The 22,150-nt window shown below is 38.6% G+C and carries 18 protein-coding genes; 7 read left to right on the top strand and 11 right to left on the bottom strand.

The window, feature by feature from the left end:
- Positions 1-446: 446 nt before the first annotated feature.
- From STA7437_RS14220 to STA7437_RS14205, 4 genes are all read right to left on the bottom strand, one after another.
- A complete protein-coding gene (locus STA7437_RS14220) occupies positions 447-680 on the bottom strand; it encodes a hypothetical protein (protein WP_015194087.1) in 234 nt (77 codons plus the stop codon).
- Between the two features lie 432 nt (positions 681-1,112).
- The gene (locus tag STA7437_RS14215; protein WP_015194086.1) at positions 1,113-3,008 is read right to left on the bottom strand and encodes a transketolase; all 1,896 of its coding nucleotides are present in this window, start codon (positions 3,006-3,008) and stop codon (positions 1,113-1,115) included.
- A gap of 162 nt (positions 3,009-3,170) precedes the next feature.
- Positions 3,171-4,220, bottom strand: a complete 1,050-nt coding sequence (locus tag STA7437_RS14210) for a general stress protein (protein ID WP_015194085.1) — start codon at positions 4,218-4,220, stop codon at positions 3,171-3,173.
- Between the two features lie 560 nt (positions 4,221-4,780).
- Positions 4,781-5,449: an HAD family hydrolase gene (locus tag STA7437_RS14205; protein WP_015194083.1), complete on the bottom strand. Its 669-nt coding sequence runs from the start codon at positions 5,447-5,449 to the stop codon at positions 4,781-4,783.
- Positions 5,450-5,804: 355 nt separating this feature from the next.
- On the opposite strand from STA7437_RS14205, the gene STA7437_RS14200 reads away from it, so the two are divergent.
- Entirely contained in the window at positions 5,805-6,983 is a 1,179-nt protein-coding gene (locus STA7437_RS14200) for an RNA-guided endonuclease InsQ/TnpB family protein (protein WP_015194082.1), read from the top strand.
- A 96-nt stretch (positions 6,984-7,079) separates the two neighbouring features.
- Here the strand turns inward: STA7437_RS14200 and bchD are convergent, their stop codons facing one another.
- Complete coding sequence (bchD, locus tag STA7437_RS14195) at positions 7,080-9,098, bottom strand: magnesium chelatase ATPase subunit D (RefSeq protein WP_015194081.1); 2,019 nt, start codon at positions 9,096-9,098, stop codon at positions 7,080-7,082.
- A 380-nt stretch (positions 9,099-9,478) separates the two neighbouring features.
- Here bchD and STA7437_RS14190 point away from each other — a divergent pair, with 380 nt between their 5' ends.
- Positions 9,479-10,003: a pyroglutamyl-peptidase I family protein gene (locus tag STA7437_RS14190; RefSeq protein WP_015194079.1), complete on the top strand. Its 525-nt coding sequence runs from the start codon at positions 9,479-9,481 to the stop codon at positions 10,001-10,003.
- A 122-nt stretch (positions 10,004-10,125) separates the two neighbouring features.
- On the opposite strand, the gene psbM is transcribed toward STA7437_RS14190, so the two are convergent.
- A complete protein-coding gene (gene psbM / locus STA7437_RS25530; RefSeq protein WP_015194078.1) occupies positions 10,126-10,236 on the bottom strand; it encodes a photosystem II reaction center protein PsbM in 111 nt (36 codons plus the stop codon).
- 87 nt (positions 10,237-10,323) lie between these two features.
- A complete protein-coding gene (locus STA7437_RS14185; RefSeq protein ID WP_015194077.1) occupies positions 10,324-10,620 on the bottom strand; it encodes a 2Fe-2S iron-sulfur cluster-binding protein in 297 nt (98 codons plus the stop codon).
- 463 nt (positions 10,621-11,083) lie between these two features.
- Here STA7437_RS14185 and STA7437_RS14180 point away from each other — a divergent pair, with 463 nt between their 5' ends.
- Entirely contained in the window at positions 11,084-11,944 is an 861-nt protein-coding gene (locus tag STA7437_RS14180; RefSeq protein ID WP_041619446.1) for a hypothetical protein, read from the top strand.
- Between the two features lie 291 nt (positions 11,945-12,235).
- On the opposite strand, the gene STA7437_RS14175 is transcribed toward STA7437_RS14180, so the two are convergent.
- Together STA7437_RS14175 and STA7437_RS14170 are read right to left on the bottom strand one after the other, a co-directional pair.
- Positions 12,236-14,320 carry a M3 family metallopeptidase gene (locus STA7437_RS14175; RefSeq protein ID WP_015194076.1) on the bottom strand — a complete coding sequence of 695 codons (2,085 nt, stop codon included), beginning with the start codon at positions 14,318-14,320 and terminating at the stop codon, positions 12,236-12,238.
- A 202-nt stretch (positions 14,321-14,522) separates the two neighbouring features.
- Positions 14,523-17,177: a DNA methyltransferase gene (locus STA7437_RS14170; RefSeq protein WP_015194075.1), complete on the bottom strand. Its 2,655-nt coding sequence runs from the start codon at positions 17,175-17,177 to the stop codon at positions 14,523-14,525.
- 142 nt (positions 17,178-17,319) lie between these two features.
- On the opposite strand from STA7437_RS14170, the gene STA7437_RS14165 reads away from it, so the two are divergent.
- Both STA7437_RS14165 and STA7437_RS14160 read left to right on the top strand, forming a co-directional pair.
- Positions 17,320-17,529, top strand: a complete 210-nt coding sequence (locus STA7437_RS14165) for a hypothetical protein (RefSeq protein WP_015194074.1) — start codon at positions 17,320-17,322, stop codon at positions 17,527-17,529.
- Positions 17,529-17,795, top strand: a complete 267-nt coding sequence (locus STA7437_RS14160; RefSeq protein ID WP_041620040.1) for a type II toxin-antitoxin system RelE/ParE family toxin — start codon at positions 17,529-17,531, stop codon at positions 17,793-17,795. The genes STA7437_RS14165 and STA7437_RS14160 overlap by 1 nt, the downstream gene beginning before the upstream one ends.
- A 52-nt stretch (positions 17,796-17,847) precedes the next feature.
- On the opposite strand, the gene acs is transcribed toward STA7437_RS14160, so the two are convergent.
- Positions 17,848-19,818, bottom strand: coding sequence for an acetate--CoA ligase (gene acs, locus STA7437_RS14155; protein ID WP_015194072.1), 1,971 nt, complete (start codon positions 19,816-19,818; stop codon positions 17,848-17,850).
- Positions 19,819-20,110: 292 nt separating this feature from the next.
- Here acs and lexA point away from each other — a divergent pair, with 292 nt between their 5' ends.
- Positions 20,111-20,725, top strand: a complete 615-nt coding sequence (gene lexA / locus STA7437_RS14150; protein WP_015194071.1) for a transcriptional repressor LexA — start codon at positions 20,111-20,113, stop codon at positions 20,723-20,725.
- A gap of 6 nt (positions 20,726-20,731) precedes the next feature.
- Positions 20,732-21,739, top strand: coding sequence for a tRNA dihydrouridine synthase DusB (dusB, locus tag STA7437_RS14145; RefSeq protein WP_015194070.1), 1,008 nt, complete (start codon positions 20,732-20,734; stop codon positions 21,737-21,739).
- Positions 21,740-21,742: 3 nt separating this feature from the next.
- Here the strand turns inward: dusB and STA7437_RS14140 are convergent, their stop codons facing one another.
- Positions 21,743-22,135, bottom strand: a complete 393-nt coding sequence (locus tag STA7437_RS14140) for a 4a-hydroxytetrahydrobiopterin dehydratase (RefSeq protein WP_015194069.1) — start codon at positions 22,133-22,135, stop codon at positions 21,743-21,745.
- Between the last annotated feature and the right edge of the window lie 15 nt (positions 22,136-22,150).

Genomic DNA, 22,150 nt, shown 5'->3' with positions numbered 1-22,150 from the left:
ATTCTTAATTTAATCAATTGAAGAGAGTTAAACGTCATCCTAAAAGAGTAGTTTTTAGTCAGTCTAAAGTTAGAGTTTGACCAAACTGAAACTTATTGTTTAGTTTTAACTATGCTGATTTACTTCCCAAAAGCTTCTAACTTTTGATAGAAAGATATAGCGGTTCTCAGATTAATGAAATACAGTTCATTTCCCTGGTAGAGCGTTGATAGTTGAGACCTACGGTAGTGCGCTTCGCTTATGCTAATGGTTGATTATTCATCCCTCATAATTAGTAATTAGTAATTAGTAATTAGTAACTGGTAATGATGTACCTCACCAAGAGCGAGAAAGGCTATATATGGCTCTGCTAAATATTTTGAGTCAGTAACTTCCAATATCCTAGGCGCAGATGAATTTTTTTCTTGTTTCACTGCGCCTAAATTAACAATAACTCTAAGTTAGTACTATTGCCCTATTCGTTGTGCCATCAGTTTTTTGGCACGTTCTGCTTGTTCGCAATTTTGCTCTTTAACTTGTTGAAAGAATTCAGTTAACTCGCGATCGCCTGCTTGTTCGGCATCTTCCATATAGGTATCACATACCGCAGCACTTTGTAACGCGTGATAGAGAACGCTGATCAAATTATAATCTTGATCTGTTGTGCCTGTGTTGGATTGTCCTTGCATTTGTTGAACCATTTGTTCCTCCTTTGCTTTGGATTGATTGGTTTAATCAACGTCAATCATCCTGGTTTAGACGATTGCACCCATTAAATTGTTAGCTATTTAAAAAGCTGATTGAATCCTGAAGAGACATTTCATATCAGTTTGAAAAAGTTAATAGGACTTACGCAAATTGATCGCACTCGATTTTAATCTTTATATATGATTCGGGTCGACATTACCCAGCTTAGATTCGATGATTTTGCGTAAGTGCTGGTTATTGAGTTTAAATTGGGGAACTAACGAACTTAAGTTAATCTTATGTAGAGATTAGCTCAAGCAAAAACTCAATTTCTATTTTTAATAGGCTATCTATTATTTCAGAAGCTATTCGTCATTCTTAAGATAGATACCTTAATTTAATTGGTGTTTTTTTTGCAAAAACTATACTGGAGATAGCTGTATCAACTAGTTTTGACTAGCAATTACCTGGGATTCGACTAGTGATCGTGCTGCTTCGACAATGGCAAAAGCATCAATTTTAGCTGCGTGTAACAATTCTTCTGGCGAACCCGAACCAGGCATTTCCCTTACTGCCAATTTAATAAGATTTAAAGGCAATCCTTGATACTTCGCTTTAGTTTTGTTCCCTGCAAAAGCATCGAGTACGGCTGCTCCTAATCCTCCTTCTGCCCAATGGTCTTCAACTACAATTAAATTACCATCTGTGTCTTTGGCTGCTTGATGTAAAGTTTCGACATCAATGGGTTTGACAGAATAAGCATCAATTACCCTGGCGGTAATGCCTTCTTCTTTGAGATGTTCGTAGGCTTTGAGAGCTTCATGAAGAGTTACTCCAGCACCAATGATGGTCAAGCGATCGCGGTCAGATTGGCGAACAATTTTACTACCACCGACGGGAAACTCTTCTTGAATCGAATAAATAACTGGAGTTTTCATCCGAGTTGTTCGTAAATACACAACTCCTTCGCAACCAAGCATTTGTTCTACTAACTTAGCAGTTTGGTTGCCATCACAAGGATAAAGTACTGTACTACCACAGACTGCACGCAAAGAAGCCAAATCTTCTAATCCCATTTGGGAAGCACCATCTTGACCAATCGATACTCCAGCATGAGAACCTACTAGTTTGATCTTGGCACGAGAAACGGCAGCCATGCGAACAAAATCATAGGCACGAGAAAGAAAGGCCGCAAAACTAGAAGCAAAAGGTTGGTATCCTCGTACTTGTAAACCCACTGCTGCTGCTACCATTTGTTGTTCAGCAATAAACATTTCAAAAAAACGTTCTGGATAGGTTTTAGCAAAATCTTCCGCATGAGTTGAGTTACTTACTTCTGCATCTAAGACAACCAAACGAGGATAAGCAGCACCTAAAGCTTTGACAGCCTCACCATAGGCTTTTCTGGTAGCCACTGTCTCACCTATTTCATAAGTTGGAAAATGAAAAGGATGAGCGATGGGTAAAGCAGGATGACCATTGGTTGGTGGTTTTTGTACCTCGATAGTCAGGTGACGTTCTCCTCCCAACTCTTTTATAGCTTCTTTTGCCTGTTGCTCGTCCAAATTTTTACCATGCCATCCATCAAGATCTTCTAAAGCAGCAACACCTTTACCTTTTTTAGTACGAGCGATAATTAAAGTAGGGCGATCGCTGATGCTTAAAGCTTCTTCATAAGCTCGGTCAATTTGTTCTAGGTCGTGACCGTCTATTTCGATAGTGTGCCAACCAAAAGCTTTAGCACGCTTAGCATAGGCTTGAGTATCCCAACCTAGTTCGGTTTGACCTCGTTGACCTAAGCGATTGACATCGATAATGGCGATCAAATTGTTGAGATGGTAATAAGAAGCATGATCAAAAGCCTCCCAAACTGAACCTTCTGCCGATTCGCTATCACCCAGTAAAACCCAAATTCGATAGGGTAGTTGATCAAGATATTTTCCTGCCAAACCTATGCCAACGCCGATGGGTAAGCCTTGTCCTAAAGAACCAGTAGCTACTTCCACCCAAGGAATAAGTGGTACAGGATGACCTTCAAAGCGACTGCCAAACTTGCGTAATGACATCAATTCATCTTCGTCAATCACTCCTGCTGCTTTGTACATGGCATAAAGCAAAGGCGAAGCATGACCCTTGGAGAGAATAAAATGATCATTGTTGGGATTGTCGGGATGATCGAAGTCGTAGCTTAAGTATTTGGCAAGTAAAACTGCCATCAAATCGGCAGCCGACATTGAAGAAGTGGGATGTCCTGAACCAGCAGCAGTAGTAGCACGAATACTATCTACACGCAATTGTTGTGCCAATTCTTGCCATTGTTTTAATTGTTCTTGTATAGCCATCGTTTTTTTTCTGTTGTTGATGCTGAGTTGAACTCAAAAATATGACTTAGACAAGAAGTCTTTGAGGATTTGAGTTAAGTAATTTTCGACTTGAGAGCCTTATTCAAACTTGACGTCGAAAGAAGTAACGCTCTCAAAAATCATCATTCATCATTGTTGAAATTAAGTATTAGGATGACGATGATCAATAATGATGACTTCGGGATGATCGGCAACAACCTGATAAATATCCCACTGTTGAATAGCGCGACGATTTAACCTTGTTTCAGCACGCTGAAGTTCTTCATCTGTGCCTTTGAGCATTACTAAATACTGTCCTCGGTTAAGGCGATCGCGATAGACATTAGCTGCTGGTTCTAAAATTCCCAAGCTTGCATAATCATCAATACGATTGCGAGTTTTTACACCAGTAAAAGGATGATTGGTGCTTGTTTCTGTCGCTACTATATCAATTTGTTCTAGAGGAAAACCAGATTCTTTCAAGTCTCTAACTGCTTGTTCTGCCTCTTGGCGATGAGAAAAAACTGCAACTGCGTGTTTACGAGTGTTAATAGTTCTGTTGGTAGTTGGTTTGGTTGTGGTCGTCACATAATCAGTAGAATTAGCTCTAGTCATGGGTACGCCTGCATTTAATTCCGTTGCAGGATGATTGGAAGTTATCTCACGCTGTGGTTGTCCATAAACATCCCAATCTTGAATACCATGACGACGTAAGACAGCTTCTGCGCGCTCAATTTCTACTGAATTTCCTTCGATGATTACTAGGTAGTATCCTTGTCTGACGCGATCGTTATAAAGTCTAGCTCTCTCTTCAGGAATTCCCAAACCAATCAGTCCGCCAATTAAACCGCCAGCAGCAGCACCAATTGCACCTCCAGCTACTGTGGTTGCTAGCGCAGTTGCGGTTGCACCTGCTAGTAAAATTGGTCCAACACCTGGAATTGCTAACGTACCAAGACCTACTAATAAACCAGTCAAACCGCCTAAAGTTCCACCAGTAACCGCTCCAGTAGTAGCTCCTTCATCTGCTTTATTACCAACACCTTCACGAACATTTGCTTCTGTCATTCCTTTGGTTTGTTCGGGGTTTTGAGCGATTACAGAAACTCGGTCCATTAAAAAACCAGATTGCTGAAGTTCTCTAAGTGCTGCTTCAGCTTCTGCGCGATTGTGGAAAACGCCTATTGCTTTTTGATATTGTGTTGTACTCATTTTTTATTCTTTGATTAGGACATTAATAATTGTCGAAACTGTCTAACTTTATTTTTTTTTCCTTGATACTTTAAGTTTCATTTTCAAATCCAATTAATATCTCTACCAAAAGAAATAATTTTTCAATTTTTTTGTTCTAAGAAGTTAGAGCATTTCTTTTAATAAAATTATTCCAGTCTGCCCGTCTCCGTGTCTATCAGTCAACATTAATCTAAAAATATTTAAGCGAATTTACGATTAGAACTGAGCGGAAAAATTGTTGTATTGTATTTCAGTCAGTATTTATGTAAAAACCAAGCAGCATAAGTTGATTTATACTGCACGTTCTTGTCTCAAGTGTCTCTCAAGCGATCGCTATAATTGTTAATTCTTAAATTAGTTAATTTAATACCGACGAGGTTGTAACCAGCGAAAAAATTTTAATAAAATATCGCCGAAAAACTTAATCAACCTTTGTAACAATCCTCTTCTTTCTTCTATAAAAATCATTTTGGTATTTTAAATACAATTTATAAGCAAATAATAATTCTTTTGATAACAAGAAATTAAAGTACTAATTCTTAATAACTTTTAAGTGGAGATTGCTCATAATTGGCTAGTAAATCAGCAGCATCTTGATAAATAGCTATACAGCCAGCTTCGATTAACTTTTCTTTTGCAAAACCACCACAGAGAAAACCAATAGTTGGTAAAGAAATTTTATTTGCTGCTTGAACATCATAAGGACTATCTCCAATTACAATTACTTCATTAGCTTTTACAGCATCAACTTTTTCTAAGGCAGCTAAAAAAATATCTGGTTCTGGTTTTGATTTTTCTACATCATCAGTAGAAGTAGCACCATCAATTAAATCTTCAATTTCTAATAATTTTTTATAGTGAGCAACCGTTTTTGTTCTTGCAGAAGAAGCTAAGACAATTCTGATTCCATCTGCTTTAATTTTTTCAAATAATTCTTTAACTTTAGGAAATGGGCGGACTTGTTCTAAAAGATTATTTTGATAATATTCTTTACGATAATCGGAAATAGCGGAACATAATTTTTCATACTCAGCTTGTGGTAATAAATCCTTAATAATATAAGAACCACCTTTGCCAATTTGCTGACGTAACTTTTCAAAAGGGAATTCATACCCATAGTTTTGAAAAGCTTTAACCCAAGCTTGAGCGTGAAGATCGACTGAATCAACTAAAGTACCATCAAGATCGAAAATTACAACTTTGATCATTAAGGCTTATCTACTAATTTATAGCAGAGTTGTTATATTTATTTGTGTATTTTAAACACAAGATTTTTGATTTTACATCTAACTAAAGCTAGAAATTTGAAAAAAGAATGCGACACATACTCTGAAGGCGATTGACCAATCACCCTTACAAAAACATTATTTGATTTGGTATAAATTTACCTTTAATGTCGAAAGAAGGCTCGCGCTGTAATCTTTGATTCAGCGACGAGGTCATCGTTCTTTCGCCGTACAACGACGAAAGCTGCGATGACTTCATGAATTTTGACCAATAAACAAACGTGCGACAGCACACCTTATGGTAAAATAACTCCATAAGATATTTGGGATATTGATCTTGTTCGTACTTGAAGCCAAGCTCAGAGGTTCTACAAAACAGTTTGCAGTCATTGACGAAATGATTCGCACGGCTGGTTTTGTCAGAAATAGTTGTATTCGGCACTGGATGGATAATCGCGGTGTTGGACAATACGACTTGTCTGCTTTGTGCGCTGTGCTGGGCAAAGAATATGAATGGGCTAAAAAGCTTAATTCTCAGGCTCGTCAAGCATCTGCCGAGCGTGCTTGGCAATCGATTAAGCGTTTTTATGACAACTGCAAAAATCCAGCTATCAAGAAAAAAGGTTATCCCAGATTCAAAAAATCGCGCTCTGTTGAATACAAAACTACTGGCTACAAACTCTCGGAAGATAGACAATCTATCAGTTTCACCGATGGGTTCAAAGCTGGTAGTTTCCGAATGATTGGAGCGTTCGACCTGAACTACTATCAACCCGAACAAATTAAAAGAGTCCGGATTGTCCATAGGGCAGATGGGTATTATGCTCAATTTTGTATTGCCATTGACCGACTTGAAGAGGTTGAACCAACTGAGGAAGTAATTGCTCTTGATGTTGGGTTGATGCACTTCTATACCGATAATCGAGGTAATAAAGTTGAAAACCCTCGTCATCTGAGAAAATCGGAAAAAGCTCTTAAACGTCTGCAAAAACGAGTAAGTCGCAAGGTTAAAGGCTCTAACAAACGAAAGATAGCGATTAACAAACTGGGAAGAAAGCACTTGAAAGTCTCGCGCCAGCGTAAAGATTTTGCCGTGAAGTTGGCAAGATGCGTGGTCAAATCTAACGATTTGGTGGTGTTTGAGAAATTGATGGTGCGGAATATGGTTAAAAATTGTCGTCTTGCCAAAAGTATAAGTGACGCTGCTTGGAGACAGTTTTTTGAATGGCTGGAGTACTACGGGCAGGTGTTTGGCAAAATTGTCATCGCTGTTCCACCTCAGTACACCAGCCAAGAGTGTAGTTCTTGCCATCGAATTGTTAAAAAGTCTTTGTCTGAAAGAACCCACGCTTGTGAGTGCGGTTGTATTCTTGATAGAGACGAAAACGCTAGCCGTAATCTTTTGGCAAAAGGACTGGAATATTTGAGTAGGGGGGGACACTCCCGAATGAACGCCCAAGGACATTTGAACCTCTGTCAAATAAGTGAAAGCTTGTTGGATAAGTTTGGTGGTTGAGTTGGGAACCCCACTCTGTATTGCGTAGCAATCAGAGTCGGGAGGATGTCAGTTCTAAGAAAAAGAGTAAATCTAAATTTTTTTAGTGGAATTTGATTAAAGGTTGGAAATTGCACCTCTTGCCATATCTGCGATCGCTCTATCAGTTGCTTTGGGTAAATGATAGTATGTTCCACCAGCTTGTTTGGCGAGTTCTTTAGCAAAACCAGTAGTCACAAATTTACTTTCGGTATCAATTACCAGCAATTTCATGCCTAAAGCGCGTATTTTTCCAGCAATTTCTAGTAATTCCCCTTTAATATCTGGTTTTTCTCCTTCTACTAAAGGTTCTCCTAAAGAACGGGCTAAAGGTATATTTCCTCTACCATCGGTAATGGCAACAATAACTACCTGCCCAATATCTCCCGACATTTGCGCATTCATGCCAACATGAACCGCTTGGGTTAAACCGTGTGCTAGGGGAGAACCTCCACCACAAGGAAGACTTTCTAAACGTCCACGCGCCATAGTAATCGAACGAGTGGGAGGTAACAGCACATCTGCCCGTTCACCACGGAAGGGAATCAGGGAAACTTGGTCGCGATTTTCATAAGCTTCAGTTAACAAGCGCATCACCGCACCTTTAGCTGACTGCATTCGATTCAATGCCATCGAACCAGAAGCATCTACAACAAAAACAATTAAAGAACCAGCTTTCCTAGCTAATCGTTTTGCCCTAATATCACCTTGTTCAACAATTACCTTGCGATTTGGATAACGTTCCCTTCTCGCTTTTTGATAGGGTGCAGCACTACGAAGAGTAGCATCAACCGCAATTCTTCTTACCTTCCCTTTGGGAAACATGGGTTTAATATATCTACCCCTATCCTCTGAAAAAATCAGACTGCGATTACCCGATTTTCCTTGCCGTTTAGTCATTTGGGCAAAGTAAAGTACGCTGGGGTCTAAAATTACACCTTCGATATCAAAGACAAACTCTTCAGGAATGCCTGGTGGTTCTTGTTCTTTGTCTTCTTCCTCTTCTTTTTCTTCTTGTTCCTCTTGATCTTGATTAGATTCGTCTTGGGGTTGTTCTTGAGGCGGTGGTGGTGGGGGTGGTGGTGCATCTTCGGGAGGCATTTCCACTGTGGTAGCGCGGGGAACAATTACTAATTCCACCGCTTTTTTCAAATCATCAGCAATAACATTATTTCTTCCTTCCAATGCAGCAGCAGCTTTAGCTACCCTGACGGCAAATAATTCTGCCCGATGCCCTTCGACTCCTCCTCTAATTGCTTCTTGTACCAAATAAAGAATTTGATCGTGACTAATTTTGACTTCTTTCAGCCATTCCCTAGCTAAGATAATATCGGTTTTGAGAGTATCAATATCTTCACTATATTGATTAATGAAATTTTGAGGAGAACTAGCATAATCAATAACTTGATCGACTGCTTGCACTCGTTGATCTAAAGATAAAACTCCATCGGCAGAAAGAGCGATCGCAATTCGGTCTAATAAATGTTCTCTAAGATTACCTTCTTCAGGGTTATAAGTGGCAATCAGAATTGGTTTACAGGGATGTTGAAAGGAAATCCCTTCTCGTTCGATCTGATTACGCCCTTCAGTTAAAACGGTTAATAGTTGGTTGGCAATTTGATCGTCAAGGAGATTAATCTCATCAATATACAACACTCCTCGATGTGCCTGGGCTAATAATCCTGGTTGAAAGACTGCTTCGCCTTGTTTAACTGACTCTTCTACATCTACCGAACCCAATAAACGATCTTCAGTTACACCCAAAGGAATTTGTACAAAAGGGGCAGGAATAACTTCTGTAGAAATCTCTGCTAAATTACTATTGCCATAAAGTTCTATGGTATCGTCATCCCACTCTCGGGGTTTACTGGGATCGCAATTGTATAAAGAACCCTTAATTATTTCAATCGGTGGCAATAAACTATGAATGCCTCTCGCCATAACTGATTTAGCCGTTCCTCGCCTTCCTGCGATCGCAACACCACCTAATTCTGGATCGATTGCTGCTAACAGCAAGGCTAATTTAATCGCTTCTTGTCCGATAATTGCTGTCAGAGGAAAATTAATATTTACAGGGGCAGTAGTAAGCGCAGACATAATTTATTTTCGATCCAACCGATTCAACCGTGATTAACCTGGCAATTTCTCACTTTAAGGCATTACGGGGTAAAACTCAAAGGGATCGTCAATCTCCATTAAGCGATCGCTCTGCGCTCTAATTTAAAGTGTTTGAGAAAAAAAGCTTTCTATAACTTTTTTTTATAATCCTAAAATTAATAAAAAAATCCATTTATGGCTAGCCGAAAACTAATTTGCGTTGCGATCATAAATTTAAATAAAATTTCAATTTATAAATTCTTGCCTAATAAAAGAGGATTAAATTATTACGAAGAAGTAGGGTTTCAGAAACGAGATGTTTTTCAAGATAAAAAAATTTGGTAAAAATAGTTTATGAGCAATTGACATCTATTTATGTTATGCAACCTCAACTTTTACTCACTTCATTTCAAACTTGGCTTCCTCATCAAAAATCTAACTCTTCAGACGAACTTTTAAAAATTATTCAACCAAACCAAATTGATTATGCACAGCTAAGTTTTGTTAGAAGACTTCCTGTTAATATTCAACAAGCTGCTGAGGTAGTAATTAGTAAAATTGAAGCTATTCAACCTCATGGAATTATTTGTTGTGGGATGGCAGAATCTCGGCAGCAATTAACCATTGAATCTAATGCTAATTACCAAGAATCAAAATTAACCACTCCTGTAGATTTATCTGATTTGATATCCCAACTGTCAAATACTTCTATCAGTCATGACGCTGGTAGATTTGTTTGCGAAGGTTTGTATTATCAAGTTTTGGAATATTGTCGAACAATTAAGTTTACTTTACCTTGTATTTTTGTTCATGTTCCTGTCTTGAATCCTAATAATTTAGCAGTAATTCAAGCAGACTTTCAAATAATTATGAAGTTTATCAGCGAAAAAGCAACCCTCAGTTGAAAAAAAAGACTAGCAGTTAGAATATTGTGAGTAAAATTCTACTGGTTTGTTGAACGAACAGCCTTTTAATCAATTAAGAATTGCTTTGGTAACTAAACTTTTGTTGGTTAAAGTTAGTTTTATTAACCGTTGCTTTCTCTTCTTCCAGTTTGAATGTAAAGAATGAGCAGAAAAACGGTAGGAACTAGCACGAATAAAATGCTAGCTATAAAACCAAGATCATTAACTTGCATAATATAGCAGCCCCTGAGTAAGATTGTGATTAATCATTTCTTAGGATATCATCACTTAGCTAATCACTGCATTGATTGTATGGATAGTTACGGTTTTGTTTTAACGCTGATTGCTCCGTTAACTAAAGTCTGACAAGCTAAACGATAGCTATCTGGTTTTCTTTTAAGTTTTCGCTCTTCAAAGAGAGTTTTAGGCGATAAATTTTCCATTCCTTCAACTATTTCCACAATACAAGTTCCACATTGACCATAGCCACCGCAATTGACTAATTTACCTCTGAGAGTATAAATATCAATACCATTTTGTAGAGCTTTTTCTCTCAGATTAGCTCCATTGGCAGCAATTATCTCTTTGTCTTCCTTGACGAATTTAATGCTAGTCATAGGATTTTATTTTTGTTTCTTATTTACTTTAATATTAAGAAATTATAAGAAATAATGCTCCAATTTAATAAATATCGGTAAATAAAGAAGTTCTCATTTCGGTAGAATAGTGGACTTCCTCGTATACATACAGTCGATCTGATTAATATTAGCCCTGCTGCTCAGATAGTGGAGAGTAGTTTGAAGATGAATTTTTTGGGGTTGGATAGGGCGAGCTCATTTCTTAAGGATCAGTTCGCTGTAGGTACGGTAGAAATTAAGGTAGTGCAGCCTAGATCGCTCATGTGATATCTAGAAAAATTCTGGATCAATACCAATAAAGGAAAATATCCAGAAAGTTTCTGCCTATTAAATAATTACAGGTTGATAAATATAAATATTCATTTGTTTTGATTGTAAATACTTAGTAGCCGAATACCAAGTTTAGTTGCTCAAGTAGTCTTATATAAAGGGAATCATAACAATGGCAGACCTAAATCTACAACAAAAGCTCAATAAGATTCTATCGGGACAAAATCAGCAGAGTCCAATACGAATAGCTGAAGCACGAGAAGCGCAATCATTTGGGAAACCGATGTTCAGTGCTTTTGTAGACGAACATATCTCACAAGCATCAGAACTTGCCCAGCAGTTTATAGCAATCGCTAATGAGCGCGGGGTACCTGCTGCTGTTGATGCAATAAAAGAAGCGTTGCAAACTGAGTCAATTGCAGGATTGGTGCAATATGCTGTGAAGCTTTTTCTAACCCATCATCCTGAAGCACGCAGTAAAATCAAGCTCAAACCGCTGGAGAACCGGCAGCCTAATTTGGTTCGGCCATCCAGAACCTTGGAACAGAAAAGGGAGAATATTACACCTACGGAATCTGAGACTACTCCAGATCGGACTGTCGGAGGTGCAACACCTCCTGAGGATCGGCTGGAATTTTGGCGTGAAGACCCTTTAATCAATGAACATCACGAGCATTGGCATTTGGTTTATCCCACAACTCCTTTCCCCCCAGTTTCTGGGCCGAAACCAGATAAAGGATATACACTGGGCGACCGACATGGCGAATTATTCGCTTATATGCATGAACAGATGCTTGCTCGCTATGATGCCGAACGTTTGGCAGTTGGCTTACCTCGCGTAGAAGCGTTCGATGTCAATCCTCTGACCGTTCAGAAGTTTAAAGACCCCATTCCACAAGGCTACGACCCAGGTCAAGTAAATTTTAGACCGACTGAAATCCGCTTCCATCACCCCACCAGCTTCTCCTGGACCAGTTCCTCCAGTAGATGTTTCAAATGCGATCGCTTCCCTTTCCGTCGTCAAAGCTCCTGATGAGTTTTTATCTGCTGAAATTACTCTTATGGTGTCTAATAGCGATCTCCCAAACATTAGCATGTCTGACAAGCAGTAATGAATGTGTGAATGAGTTAACAACAAGAGTGATCGCGTTTTCTTCAAAACTCCAGAAACTCTCTGAATGCATAGCCATTATCGACGAACGCTCTAGTTGATATCAGTTTTTACAATCTTTTTTCTAGGATTGTTACACAGAGTTAGCCAACAGAAGCGTCAACCCAACCAGCATCGGTGCTGCAATTCAATTGGGTTGGGCTGCGCTAAGATTTAAACAGTAGCCAGTAAACCACTATGTCTTAATAATGGTTCGGTTTGGGGTTCTCTGCCTCGGAATTGTTTAAATACTTCCATTGGATGCAAACTACCACCTAAAGCTAAGATTGTCTCTCGATAACGTTTACCAACTTGAAAAACCGCTTCTTCGTTATCTAAACCGGCTTCTTCAAAGGCTGCAAAAGCATCAGCACTTAAAACTTCTGCCCATTTATAACTGTAATAACCGGCTGAATATCCACCTGCAAAGATATGCCCGAAGGAACAAAGGAAATTATCTTCTGGTAGAGGTTGTAGTACGCTAGTAGTTTGAGCAATGCGATCGCGTACATCATTGGGAGTTTCATTTCCTCCTGGTTGATAACGATGATGCAATTCCAGATCTACTAAACCGAGGCTTAATTGACGTAGCATTGCCGAACCACTCATGTAATTTTTAGCAGCTACAAGTTTTTGATAGTACTCTTCGGGTAAAGTTTCACCAGTTTCATAGTGTTTTGCCATCCCAAACAAAGTAGGGCGATCGTAACACCAGTTTTCCATAAACTGACTGGGTAATTCAACCGCATCCCATTCGACGTTATTTATACCTGCTGCCCCTGGGTAATCTACTTTTGTCAACATATGGTGTAAACCGTGTCCGAATTCATGGAAGAGAGTAGTTACTTCCATAAAAGTCATTAAACTAGGTTTACCGTTTACAGGTGGAGTTTGGTTGCAAACTAGATAAGCGACAGGTAGGCGAGTAGAAGTTTTTCCTTCCACTGTCATTTTTGCCCTACCGATACAATCATCCATCCACGCACCACCACGTTTTTCCGCAGGGCGAGAATAGGGATCGAGGTAAAAATGGGCAATCACTTCACCCTTATCATCTGCTACTTGGAAATATCGAACATCTTCATGCCAAACTGGTGCTTCTCCATCGGCAGCAGTAACAGTTACACCAAAGATACGTTTAGCTAAACCAAACAAACCATCTAAAACTTGAGTAAGAGGAAAATAAGGGCGTAATTCCTCTTCGTTAAATTCAAATTTGGCTTCTTTTTGCTTCTCTGCCCAATAGGTAGTATCCCAATGTTTTAAATCATCCGTACCTGCAAAAGCTTTCAATTCTTCAAACTCTTTAACTGCTGCATCGTAAGAAGCAACCCTTAACTCTTCCTGTAACTTCTCTACTGCTTCTACACTAGGAGCCATTTTACGAGCTAAACTAAGTTCAGCAAAAGTATCAAAACCAAGAATATTCGCCTTTTCCTTTCTCAATTCTAAAATGCGATCAATGTTGGCTTTATTATCAAATTCTCCACTCGATGCACGAGAGATAAAAGCCTTGTAAAGTTTTTCTCGCAATTCCCGATTAGTTGCATACTTCATAAAAGGAATATAGCTAGGATAATCCAAAGTGACTACCCAAGGGTCATTTTCTGCGGTAGCGTTTTCTTCCCCTTCCGCTTTAGCAGTTTGTGCCATTAAACTTAAAGCACTTTCGGGTAAACCCTCTACATCTTGTTTATCAGTGAGTTTTAGTTTAAAAGCTTTTGTCGCATCGAGAACGTTATTAGAAAACTTAGTTGATAATTCCGCTAATTCTAACTGAATTTGGTTAAATCTCTCTTTGGTTTCTCCTTCCAAACCAACCCCAGACAGTTCAAAATCTCTGAGAGAAGATTCAATAATACGCTGTTGTGCTGGTTCAAACTTATCCCAGTCTGCACTATGACGTAATTCCTTAAAAGCTTCGTAAAGAGGTTTACTTTGAGAAAGTTGATTGTAGAATTTTATAACTTCGGGTTGCATTTTTTCATAAGCTTCCCTAAATTCGGGACTATTTTTCACACCCATCAAATGTCCCACAATACCCCAACTCCAGCCTAACTTCTCTTCCATTGCTGTCAGGGGTTCAACCAAACCTTCCCAAGTAGGAGTTACATTCGCTTCCAAGTGTGCTAAGTCTGCATCCAATTCATTTAGTAGTTCAGTCATCGCAGGAACTACATGGGATGGTTCAATTTTATCGAAGGGAGGTAAACCTTTACCAATTAATAAGGGATTATTTGTAATGGTTGCGTTAGTCATAAATGAGATATTGCAGATAAATCGTATATCTTTTTACCGTAACGCTTTCTGGGAGGATAGGACAGTAAAGGCGATGTTGGGATAACCGAAATTTTAAATTTTGTGAAAACTTAACTGAGCCGTTGCAAACCTTAACATTATCAACAAACTTCTATCTTCTAGTCCTAATTGTTAGGCTATTTTAGCACTAGGCATAAAAACTTTATTCATTTTCAAATGCTCCATCAAACTCTGTAAGTGAATCCTCTTCAATTTCGATCTCATCAACTGCAGGATCGGTTAATCCTAATTCCTTCTTGGCAAAGACACGTCTTGCACGGCGATCAAGAATTCTAATAATATTAGTTCGATCCTCTTTAATAGCTTCAATATCCTCTTTTTGAATCAGAACCATATAATAACGAGATACTTCCATCATTCGATAAGCATACTGGAAAGCATCTCTAGTAAACTCACCAGTAGTTACAACCATTACCACATCAGCACCAGTTACAAAAGTCATGCCTACTTCTTTAGCTAATACCTCAACATCCACTCTTTTAGTGTTTTTGCACTGAATTTGCCAACGGTGATAGACAAACCGATCCGATGCAGCTAAAACATCTACTTCCCCTTGTCCAGTTTCATAGTCCCGTTTCCGCCATTTTGTAAATCGAAGACTTGTCAAACGAATCATCCAAATTGCTAACAATTCTAAGGCTTTACCTTTAATATGCTTATCTGGATTATCTAGGTCGTTAACAACATCTTCAAAACTTCGATTTAACTCAGTTTGGGAAATTTCTGTCATATCTGCGATAGATTCTAACAGCTTAGATAGCAATTCTCGTTGCGCTTTCTCAGTTAGTTTAACAAGGTTGGGTTTAGCACCCCTTCCGGCTGTAGTTTTCTCAGTTTCAATTAAGCCTGCTTCAACTAAAGGTTGAATAATATCTTTAACAAATGATTTTGAGGGAAATCTTACTTTATAAACACTTACCGTATAGTTAGCAATGTTATTCCATTTTGTTAATTCTATAATGCTCATCTGGAGCATTGCTAATAGAAAATACTTTTGCTCGGAGGTAAGAGTATAAATCTCATCAATATAGTCTTTATCAAGTTCTAGGATGTCATAGACTTGATCCCAGTTAATCTCGTAAGCTTTCTCAAATATCCCTGCCTTTTCTAGCCATTGTCGCATAGTGCTAACATAAATAGCGTTCGGAGAGAGAGAATACCCCATTTCTTGAAGTTCGTAACCAATTAACTCCAATTTAGGTTTATCACCTCTACTGTTGATTGCGTCGACTGCTTTCAGTAAAGACATTCCAGTTAAGTTAGTCAGAATGTGGCGGGCAAAAATTTTAGCTACTTCATCTTCATCAGTATCGCTTTGATTTTCTAAAATTTCATTAGCAATATCTGTTACTTTGTACTGCCAATCATCATCATTAATCGACTCAACCAATTTGTAAGCACGAAGGGAAAGAAATGTATTCATAGCAAGTTTGCTACGATTTTCCCCTTTCTGTAAATTATTTTGGGTTGAATGGGTTGAATAATAACGCTTGGCAATTTCCTCCTGTAGGATACGGCGATCAGGTTGATGTTGTATACATAATTGCACCAGTTCAGATAAATTCATCGTTTTGGGTTCAAACTGATGACCATAGGTAAATTTAAGTTTTTGCTCTGGCATATTATTGCTCGTAATTGAAAATAACTCTAATTGTTTTAACATTGCCTGATCTTTTGGTTCGGATGGAATTTTAATATAATCAGGTGCTAATTCTAATGCTTTTTCTTTTAGAGCTTTCCTATCCTTTAATGGAGTAACAACTAAAGAAGCATTTTCTTCAAATCGAAATTGTGATGCTTTAATATAATTTTCATTTAATTCAAAAGCTAACCAACGGCGATCAAGCGTTTCAGCTACTCTTCCTGTCATATTTGAACCAGCAAACGGATCGAGAACTAAATCACCTGGTTCAGTACAAAGTCCAATGACAAATTCAGGTAATGCTTGCGGAAATCGAGCGGGATGAGCTTTAATTCCTTCTTCTTTACACCGTCGCTGATAGTAATCATTAGATGCAGTATTAGAAGCTGATATAACATTTACAGGCAGTGCTAAATCATTCTCTAAAATCCAATTAAATTCGCCTAATACTGCTTTGCCAATAGATTTCTGCTTTCCCAAAGCAAGATCGGCAATAATATTTGGAGGAATAGCACCACCGCGATCATTCTGGAATTTAGTGGAAATATCATGTCCAGATGGGCGTAGTTTTGCATCATACCCATTTTTCAATAGGTTTTTCATTGCCTCACTATAGGGGCGTAAAACTCTTTTATTATTTGCTTTGGGGTGGGGATCTTTTGATAACCACCAAACTGTATTTACAGCATCTTTTACCCTCTCTCTTCGCACTGTCACCCATTCAGCAGGTGTTGGCAGTTTAGCTGGATTGTACCAAAAAATTTCTTGTGCTAGGAAAAAACCTAAACCGCCTTCTGATTTTGGTTTACAAAGCTCTATTACTAACTCAAAATGATAAAGCGATCGCACGGGAAAACCTTTAATCCAAGTTCCTCCAATATCTATCGCTAAAGATCCTTGTGGTTTGAGAATACGATAAAATTCACAAGCAAATTCTTTGAACCATTCTAGGTATTTACGAGCATCTACGTTGCCATATTCTTTCTTTCTTACCAATGCGAAAGGTGGAGAAGTGCAAATTAGATCGACGCTTTCATCTGGCAATTCTGCCATAAATTTTAAACTATCTCCTAAATAAGCTGACCCCAGCTTAGTTGTATAGTAGGGGTTACAGCTGATTTTAATTGAACTACTTAACGTAGAAACACTTTGCACAATTTGATTTTCCTATGACAACCTGAAAATTATATATCAGTTAATAAAAAACTACATTATGTGCGCGATCGCCCTAAAACCTATAGCGTTCAGCTATTATAAAATGTAAGTAAATAATCAAAACAAAAATTGATTTTACAATATGAGTTTTAGTGATGTAGTCGAAGCTCTCAAAGAACTATCGTTAGAAGAAAAACAAGAGATTCAACTGTTATTAAATCAATATCTTCGTGAAGAACGTCGTGAAGAAATATATCAAAATTTCCAATCGGCAAAAAAAGAACAGCAAAATGATCAGCTACAATTTTCATCTAATATTGACGAACTGAAACAACTGCTTGAAGAGGAATGATCAAAGTTAGTTTTAGTTCTTCATTTAAAAGATCGTTTAAAAAAAGAATCAAGAGTAATTCCGAGCTAGAAGCAAGATTTTGGCAAAAATTAGCACGATTTACCGTTAACCCCTTTGACCAAAGCTTAAAAACTCATAAATTATCGGGAAAACTTCAAGAATTATGGAGTTTTACTATTGACTATGATGCAAGAGTTTTGTTTTACTTCACAGAAGAAGGGAATGCTGTATTTGTAGATATTGGCAGTCACGATCAAGTATATTAGCTAACTAAAATTTAAGTTTTAGGATGAGCAAAAGCCCACCCCGATTAACTAATTAAGCACCTTCACGCAACTTATCCAAGACACTCAAGTCTTCCATCGTTGAGATATCGCCAACTAATTCTTGCCCTGCGGCCAAATTCCGTAAGAAACGACGGATAATCTTACCAGAACGGGTCTTAGGCAAGGCATCAGCAAAACGAATTTCTCCTGGACGAGCGATCGCGCCTATTTCTTTGACTACGTGTTTTTTCAGTTCTTCTTTTAGTGCTTCACTGGGTTGATAGCTGCCTTCGAGGGTAACGAAAGCATAGACATCTTCTCCTTTAAGTTCATCTGGTCTACCTACCACCGCAGCTTCTGCTACCGCAGGATGAGAAACGAGGGCTGATTCTACTTCCATTGTACCGATGCGGTGTCCTGAAATATTCATCACGTCATCGACCCTACCCATAATCCAGAAATAGCCGTCTTCGTCTTTTCTTGCTCCATCTCCTGCAAAATAAAGATATTTACCATTCTTTGGTAAGATATGCTCCCAATAGGTACGACGGAAACGGTCATCATCTTTATATACCGTTCTCATCATACTAGGCCAAGGATGTTTAATCACTAAATAACCTCCTTGATTATTACCTACAGAATTACCTTCTAAATCAACCACATCTGCAATAATTCCAGGAAAAGGACGAGTTGCTGAACCTGGTTTGGTAGAAGTTGCGCCAGGTAGAGGAGTGATCATAAAACCCCCTGTTTCTGTCTGCCACCAAGTATCTACGATAGGACAACGTTCTCCACCAATGACTTTGTGATACCACATCCAAGCTTCGGGGTTAATTGGTTCGCCTACAGTTCCTAAGATCCGCAGAGAGGATAGATCGCGGGCATTAGGATGTTCGTCTCCCATTTTAATAAAAGCACGAATAGCAGTCGGGGCAGTATAGAAGATAGTTACGCCGTATTTTTCGATCACATCCCAAAAACAACCAGGGTTAGAAGCACGAGGCGCACCCTCATACATTAAACTGGTTGCACCATTGGAAAGAGGGCCATAGACAATATAACTATGTCCTGTGATCCAACCAACATCCGCCGTACACCAATAAACATCAGTATCTTTAAGATCGAATGCCCATTTAGTAGTGATATGGGTGTAAAGGTTATAACCACCAGTTGTATGCACTACTCCTTTAGGTTTGCCAGTTGTACCGCTAGTGTAGAGAATAAACAGCAGATCTTCGCTGTCCATTGGTTCGGGAGGACAATTGATCGACGCTTGGGCGTGGAGTTCGTGCCACCAATGATCTCTGCCTTCTTGCATATTAATGGTTTGTTTGGTGCGTTGAACTACCAAAACATTCTCGACACTCGGAACACCGTTATTACTTAAAGCTTCATCTAGAGCATCTTTGAGAGGTACAACTTTATCCTTACGAAAACCACCATCAGCGGTGACAACTAATTTTGCCTCTGCATCTTGTAAACGCGCTTTTAAAGCTTCGGCACTAAATCCCCCAAACACAACACTATGGGGTGCGCCAATTCTGGCACAAGCCAACATTGCGATCGCAGCTTCAGGAATCATCGGCATATAAATCCCCACGCGATCGCCTTTTTTGACTCCCAGTTGCTTGAAGACATTTGCCATTTGACAAACTTCCCGATGCAATTGAGCATAAGTTAAAGTACGGGAATCGCCTGGTTCACCTTCCCAGATAATCGCTGCTTTGTTTTTGCGCCAGGTAGTCAGATGTCGGTCTAGACAGTTATAAGAAATGTTAATTTTGCCGTTGACAAACCACTTAGCAAAGGGTGGTTGCCAATCTAAGACTCGATCCCATTTTTGAAACCAATCTAATTCTGTTTCAGCTAAATTAGCCCAAAAACCTTCAGGATCACTAATTGATTGCTCATATAGTTGCTGATATTCTGCAAAACTTTTAATATTAGCATTTTGGGAGAATTCTGAACAGGGAGCAAATAAACGTTTTTCTTGGAGAATTGATTCTATGGTTGTTTCTGACATAATTTAAGTGATACTAAATTAACGCATCGACAATTCTTTATTCTGAACGCTGATTTTGCCAAAGAATTTTTAATTTCGTAAAGCTAACCAGGATTATTTAATGATTCAAAATTTACAGGTAGTTTTCAATCCAGACTTTAACTTATTTAGAAAGCGATCGCCTGATTAATTCATTAACACTAAAAATTAATTTTGCGATTAGAAGCAAAAATTTGCTTGACTTTAGGGTGCAAAATAGGATCTAATAGTTAGTACCTATGTTCTGAGTACAACATTACCCCTAGAAACGGCTATGGAAAACTTAACTCCAGCCCAACAAGAACTATATGATTGGTTGGTTGATTATATTCGTACAACTCAACACGCGCCTTCGATCCGACAGATGATGAAAGCCATGAATTTGCGATCGCCTGCTCCGATTCAAAGTCGTTTAGAAAGACTACGAAACAAAGGTTATATTGATTGGGTTGATGGTCAAGCGCGGACAATTCGGATTTTAAATCCACCTGAAAAAGGCTTACCTATCTTAGGTGCGATCGCAGCAGGAGGTTTAGTCGAACCATTTACTGAAGATCAAGCCAAGTTAGATTTATCTAATTTATTTGAGCGTTCTGATTACTATGTTTTACGAGTAACAGGAGACAGCATGATCGAAGATTTGATTACCGAAGGTGATTTAGCGATTATGCGAGAAGTTCCCGCTAATGAAGAAGTTAAAAATGGTGAGATTGTTGCTGCCCGAGTAGCAGGTTATGGTACAACCTTAAAACGTTTTTATCGAGAAAAAAACCAAGTTACTCTCAAACCATCTAACGTTAAATACGAACCAATCAAAGTAGAACCAAATACAGTAGAAGTCCAAGGTATTCTCGTTGGTGTTTGGCGTTCTGTTGCTACTGCTAATTAAATCTCAATGACTGCTTTATCTTCCCAACTTCAAGCAAAATTATCTACCCCCCTAAAAATTGGTACGTTTACCATAGAAAGCCGAGTTTTACAGTCTCCCTTATCAGGAGTAACAGATTTGGTCTTTCGACGATTGGTAAGGCGATACGCAAACAAATCAATGCTTTATACGGAAATGGTTAGTGCTAGTGAATTACACCACTTGCGGTCATTGCCTAAACTGATGGAAATTGACCCAGACGAACAACCTATTAGTATTCAGTTATTTGATTGTCGTCCTGATTTTATGGCAGAAGCAGCCCAAAAAGCAGTAGCTGAAGGTGCAAACACCATCGATATCAATATGGGTTGTCCTGTTAACAAAATCACCAAAAAGGGGGGTGGTTCTTCTTTATTGCGTCAACCAGCAGTAGCTGAAGCAATTGTTAGGGAAGTAGTCACAGCAGTAGATGTACCTGTAACTGTCAAAACTCGAATTGGGTGGGACGAACATGAAATTAATATTTTAGATTTTGCTCGCCAAATGGAGGATGCAGGAGCAAAAATGTTAACTTTGCACGCTCGGACTCGCGCTCAAGGTTACAATGGTGCAGCGAAATGGGAATGGATAGGCAAGGTTAAACAAGTCTTATCTATTCCCGTTATTGCCAATGGAGATATTTTTTCTGTTGAAGCAGCAATACTTTGTTTAGAACAAACCAATGCAGATGGTGTGATGTGTTCGCGAGGTACTTTGGGTTATCCCTTTTTGGTAGGAGAAATCGATTACTTTTTTAAAACAGGAACAAGTTTACCTACTCCGACGGTGAAAGAAAGATTAGAGTGCGCTAAGGAACATTTACAGGGTTTATGGGAATATAAAGGAGAACGAGGGATTAGGCAATCTCGTAAACATTTAGCTTGGTACTGTAAAGGTTTTCCTGGTGCAGCAGAGTTAAGAGACTGTGTAACTAGAATTGAAAGTTTAGCCGAAGGTTTGGATTTGTTGAATCGGGCAATTGAGCAACAATTCTAAATCTCAATAGAATGCTTTTAGTATAGAGGCTAATCTATTAGCTTGTTGTGCTAGTTGTACATCTAAATCTGTGATCCCACCTATTTCAGGAGTGATCAGATCGACAGTGACACAATTGTATAACTCAGATTCTTCAAGATGATGTTCTATCTTTTTTGCACTTAAAGCTAGTCCTGACATAAATCCTAATGCTTTTTCAAAAGAGCTAAAACAAAAGCGACGATGTAATTTACCTTCTTGAAGTTGCCATCCCTTTAATTGCGCTAAAGCTAATTTTAATTCTTTAGAGGATAAAGTTTTGAGTGCAACTTGGTTTTTGGAGTCAACTATATTTGTCTGTTGGTTGAAAAGTATAGTTTTTGAAGTTACTTGAGATTTTCTTTTAACCTTAAACATCTTCGGGAAGCTTGT

It is taken from the genome of Stanieria cyanosphaera PCC 7437, assembly GCF_000317575.1.
Classification (GTDB): Bacteria; Cyanobacteriota; Cyanobacteriia; order Cyanobacteriales; family Xenococcaceae; genus Stanieria; species Stanieria cyanosphaera.
The sequence above is the reverse complement of the archived record's forward strand: the minus strand, read 5'-3'. Positions and strand labels throughout refer to the sequence as shown.

Coding starts and splice junctions, on each gene's coding strand:
- STA7437_RS14140 (WP_015194069.1), bottom strand. CDS start 22,135: ATGTTTAAGGTTAAAAGAAAATCTCAAGTAACTTCAAAAACTATACTT.
- STA7437_RS14180 (WP_041619446.1), top strand. CDS start 11,084: ATGGCAGACCTAAATCTACAACAAAAGCTCAATAAGATTCTATCGGGA.
- bchD (WP_015194081.1), bottom strand. CDS start 9,098: ATGTCTGCGCTTACTACTGCCCCTGTAAATATTAATTTTCCTCTGACA.
- STA7437_RS14185 (WP_015194077.1), bottom strand. CDS start 10,620: ATGACTAGCATTAAATTCGTCAAGGAAGACAAAGAGATAATTGCTGCC.
- STA7437_RS14165 (WP_015194074.1), top strand. CDS start 17,320: ATGAGTTTTAGTGATGTAGTCGAAGCTCTCAAAGAACTATCGTTAGAA.
- acs (WP_015194072.1), bottom strand. CDS start 19,818: ATGTCAGAAACAACCATAGAATCAATTCTCCAAGAAAAACGTTTATTT.
- STA7437_RS14215 (WP_015194086.1), bottom strand. CDS start 3,008: ATGGCTATACAAGAACAATTAAAACAATGGCAAGAATTGGCACAACAA.
- STA7437_RS14175 (WP_015194076.1), bottom strand. CDS start 14,320: ATGACTAACGCAACCATTACAAATAATCCCTTATTAATTGGTAAAGGT.
- STA7437_RS14190 (WP_015194079.1), top strand. CDS start 9,479: ATGCAACCTCAACTTTTACTCACTTCATTTCAAACTTGGCTTCCTCAT.
- STA7437_RS14210 (WP_015194085.1), bottom strand. CDS start 4,220: ATGAGTACAACACAATATCAAAAAGCAATAGGCGTTTTCCACAATCGC.
- STA7437_RS14220 (WP_015194087.1), bottom strand. CDS start 680: ATGGTTCAACAAATGCAAGGACAATCCAACACAGGCACAACAGATCAA.
- lexA (WP_015194071.1), top strand. CDS start 20,111: ATGGAAAACTTAACTCCAGCCCAACAAGAACTATATGATTGGTTGGTT.
- psbM (WP_015194078.1), bottom strand. CDS start 10,236: ATGCAAGTTAATGATCTTGGTTTTATAGCTAGCATTTTATTCGTGCTA.
- STA7437_RS14205 (WP_015194083.1), bottom strand. CDS start 5,449: ATGATCAAAGTTGTAATTTTCGATCTTGATGGTACTTTAGTTGATTCA.
- dusB (WP_015194070.1), top strand. CDS start 20,732: ATGACTGCTTTATCTTCCCAACTTCAAGCAAAATTATCTACCCCCCTA.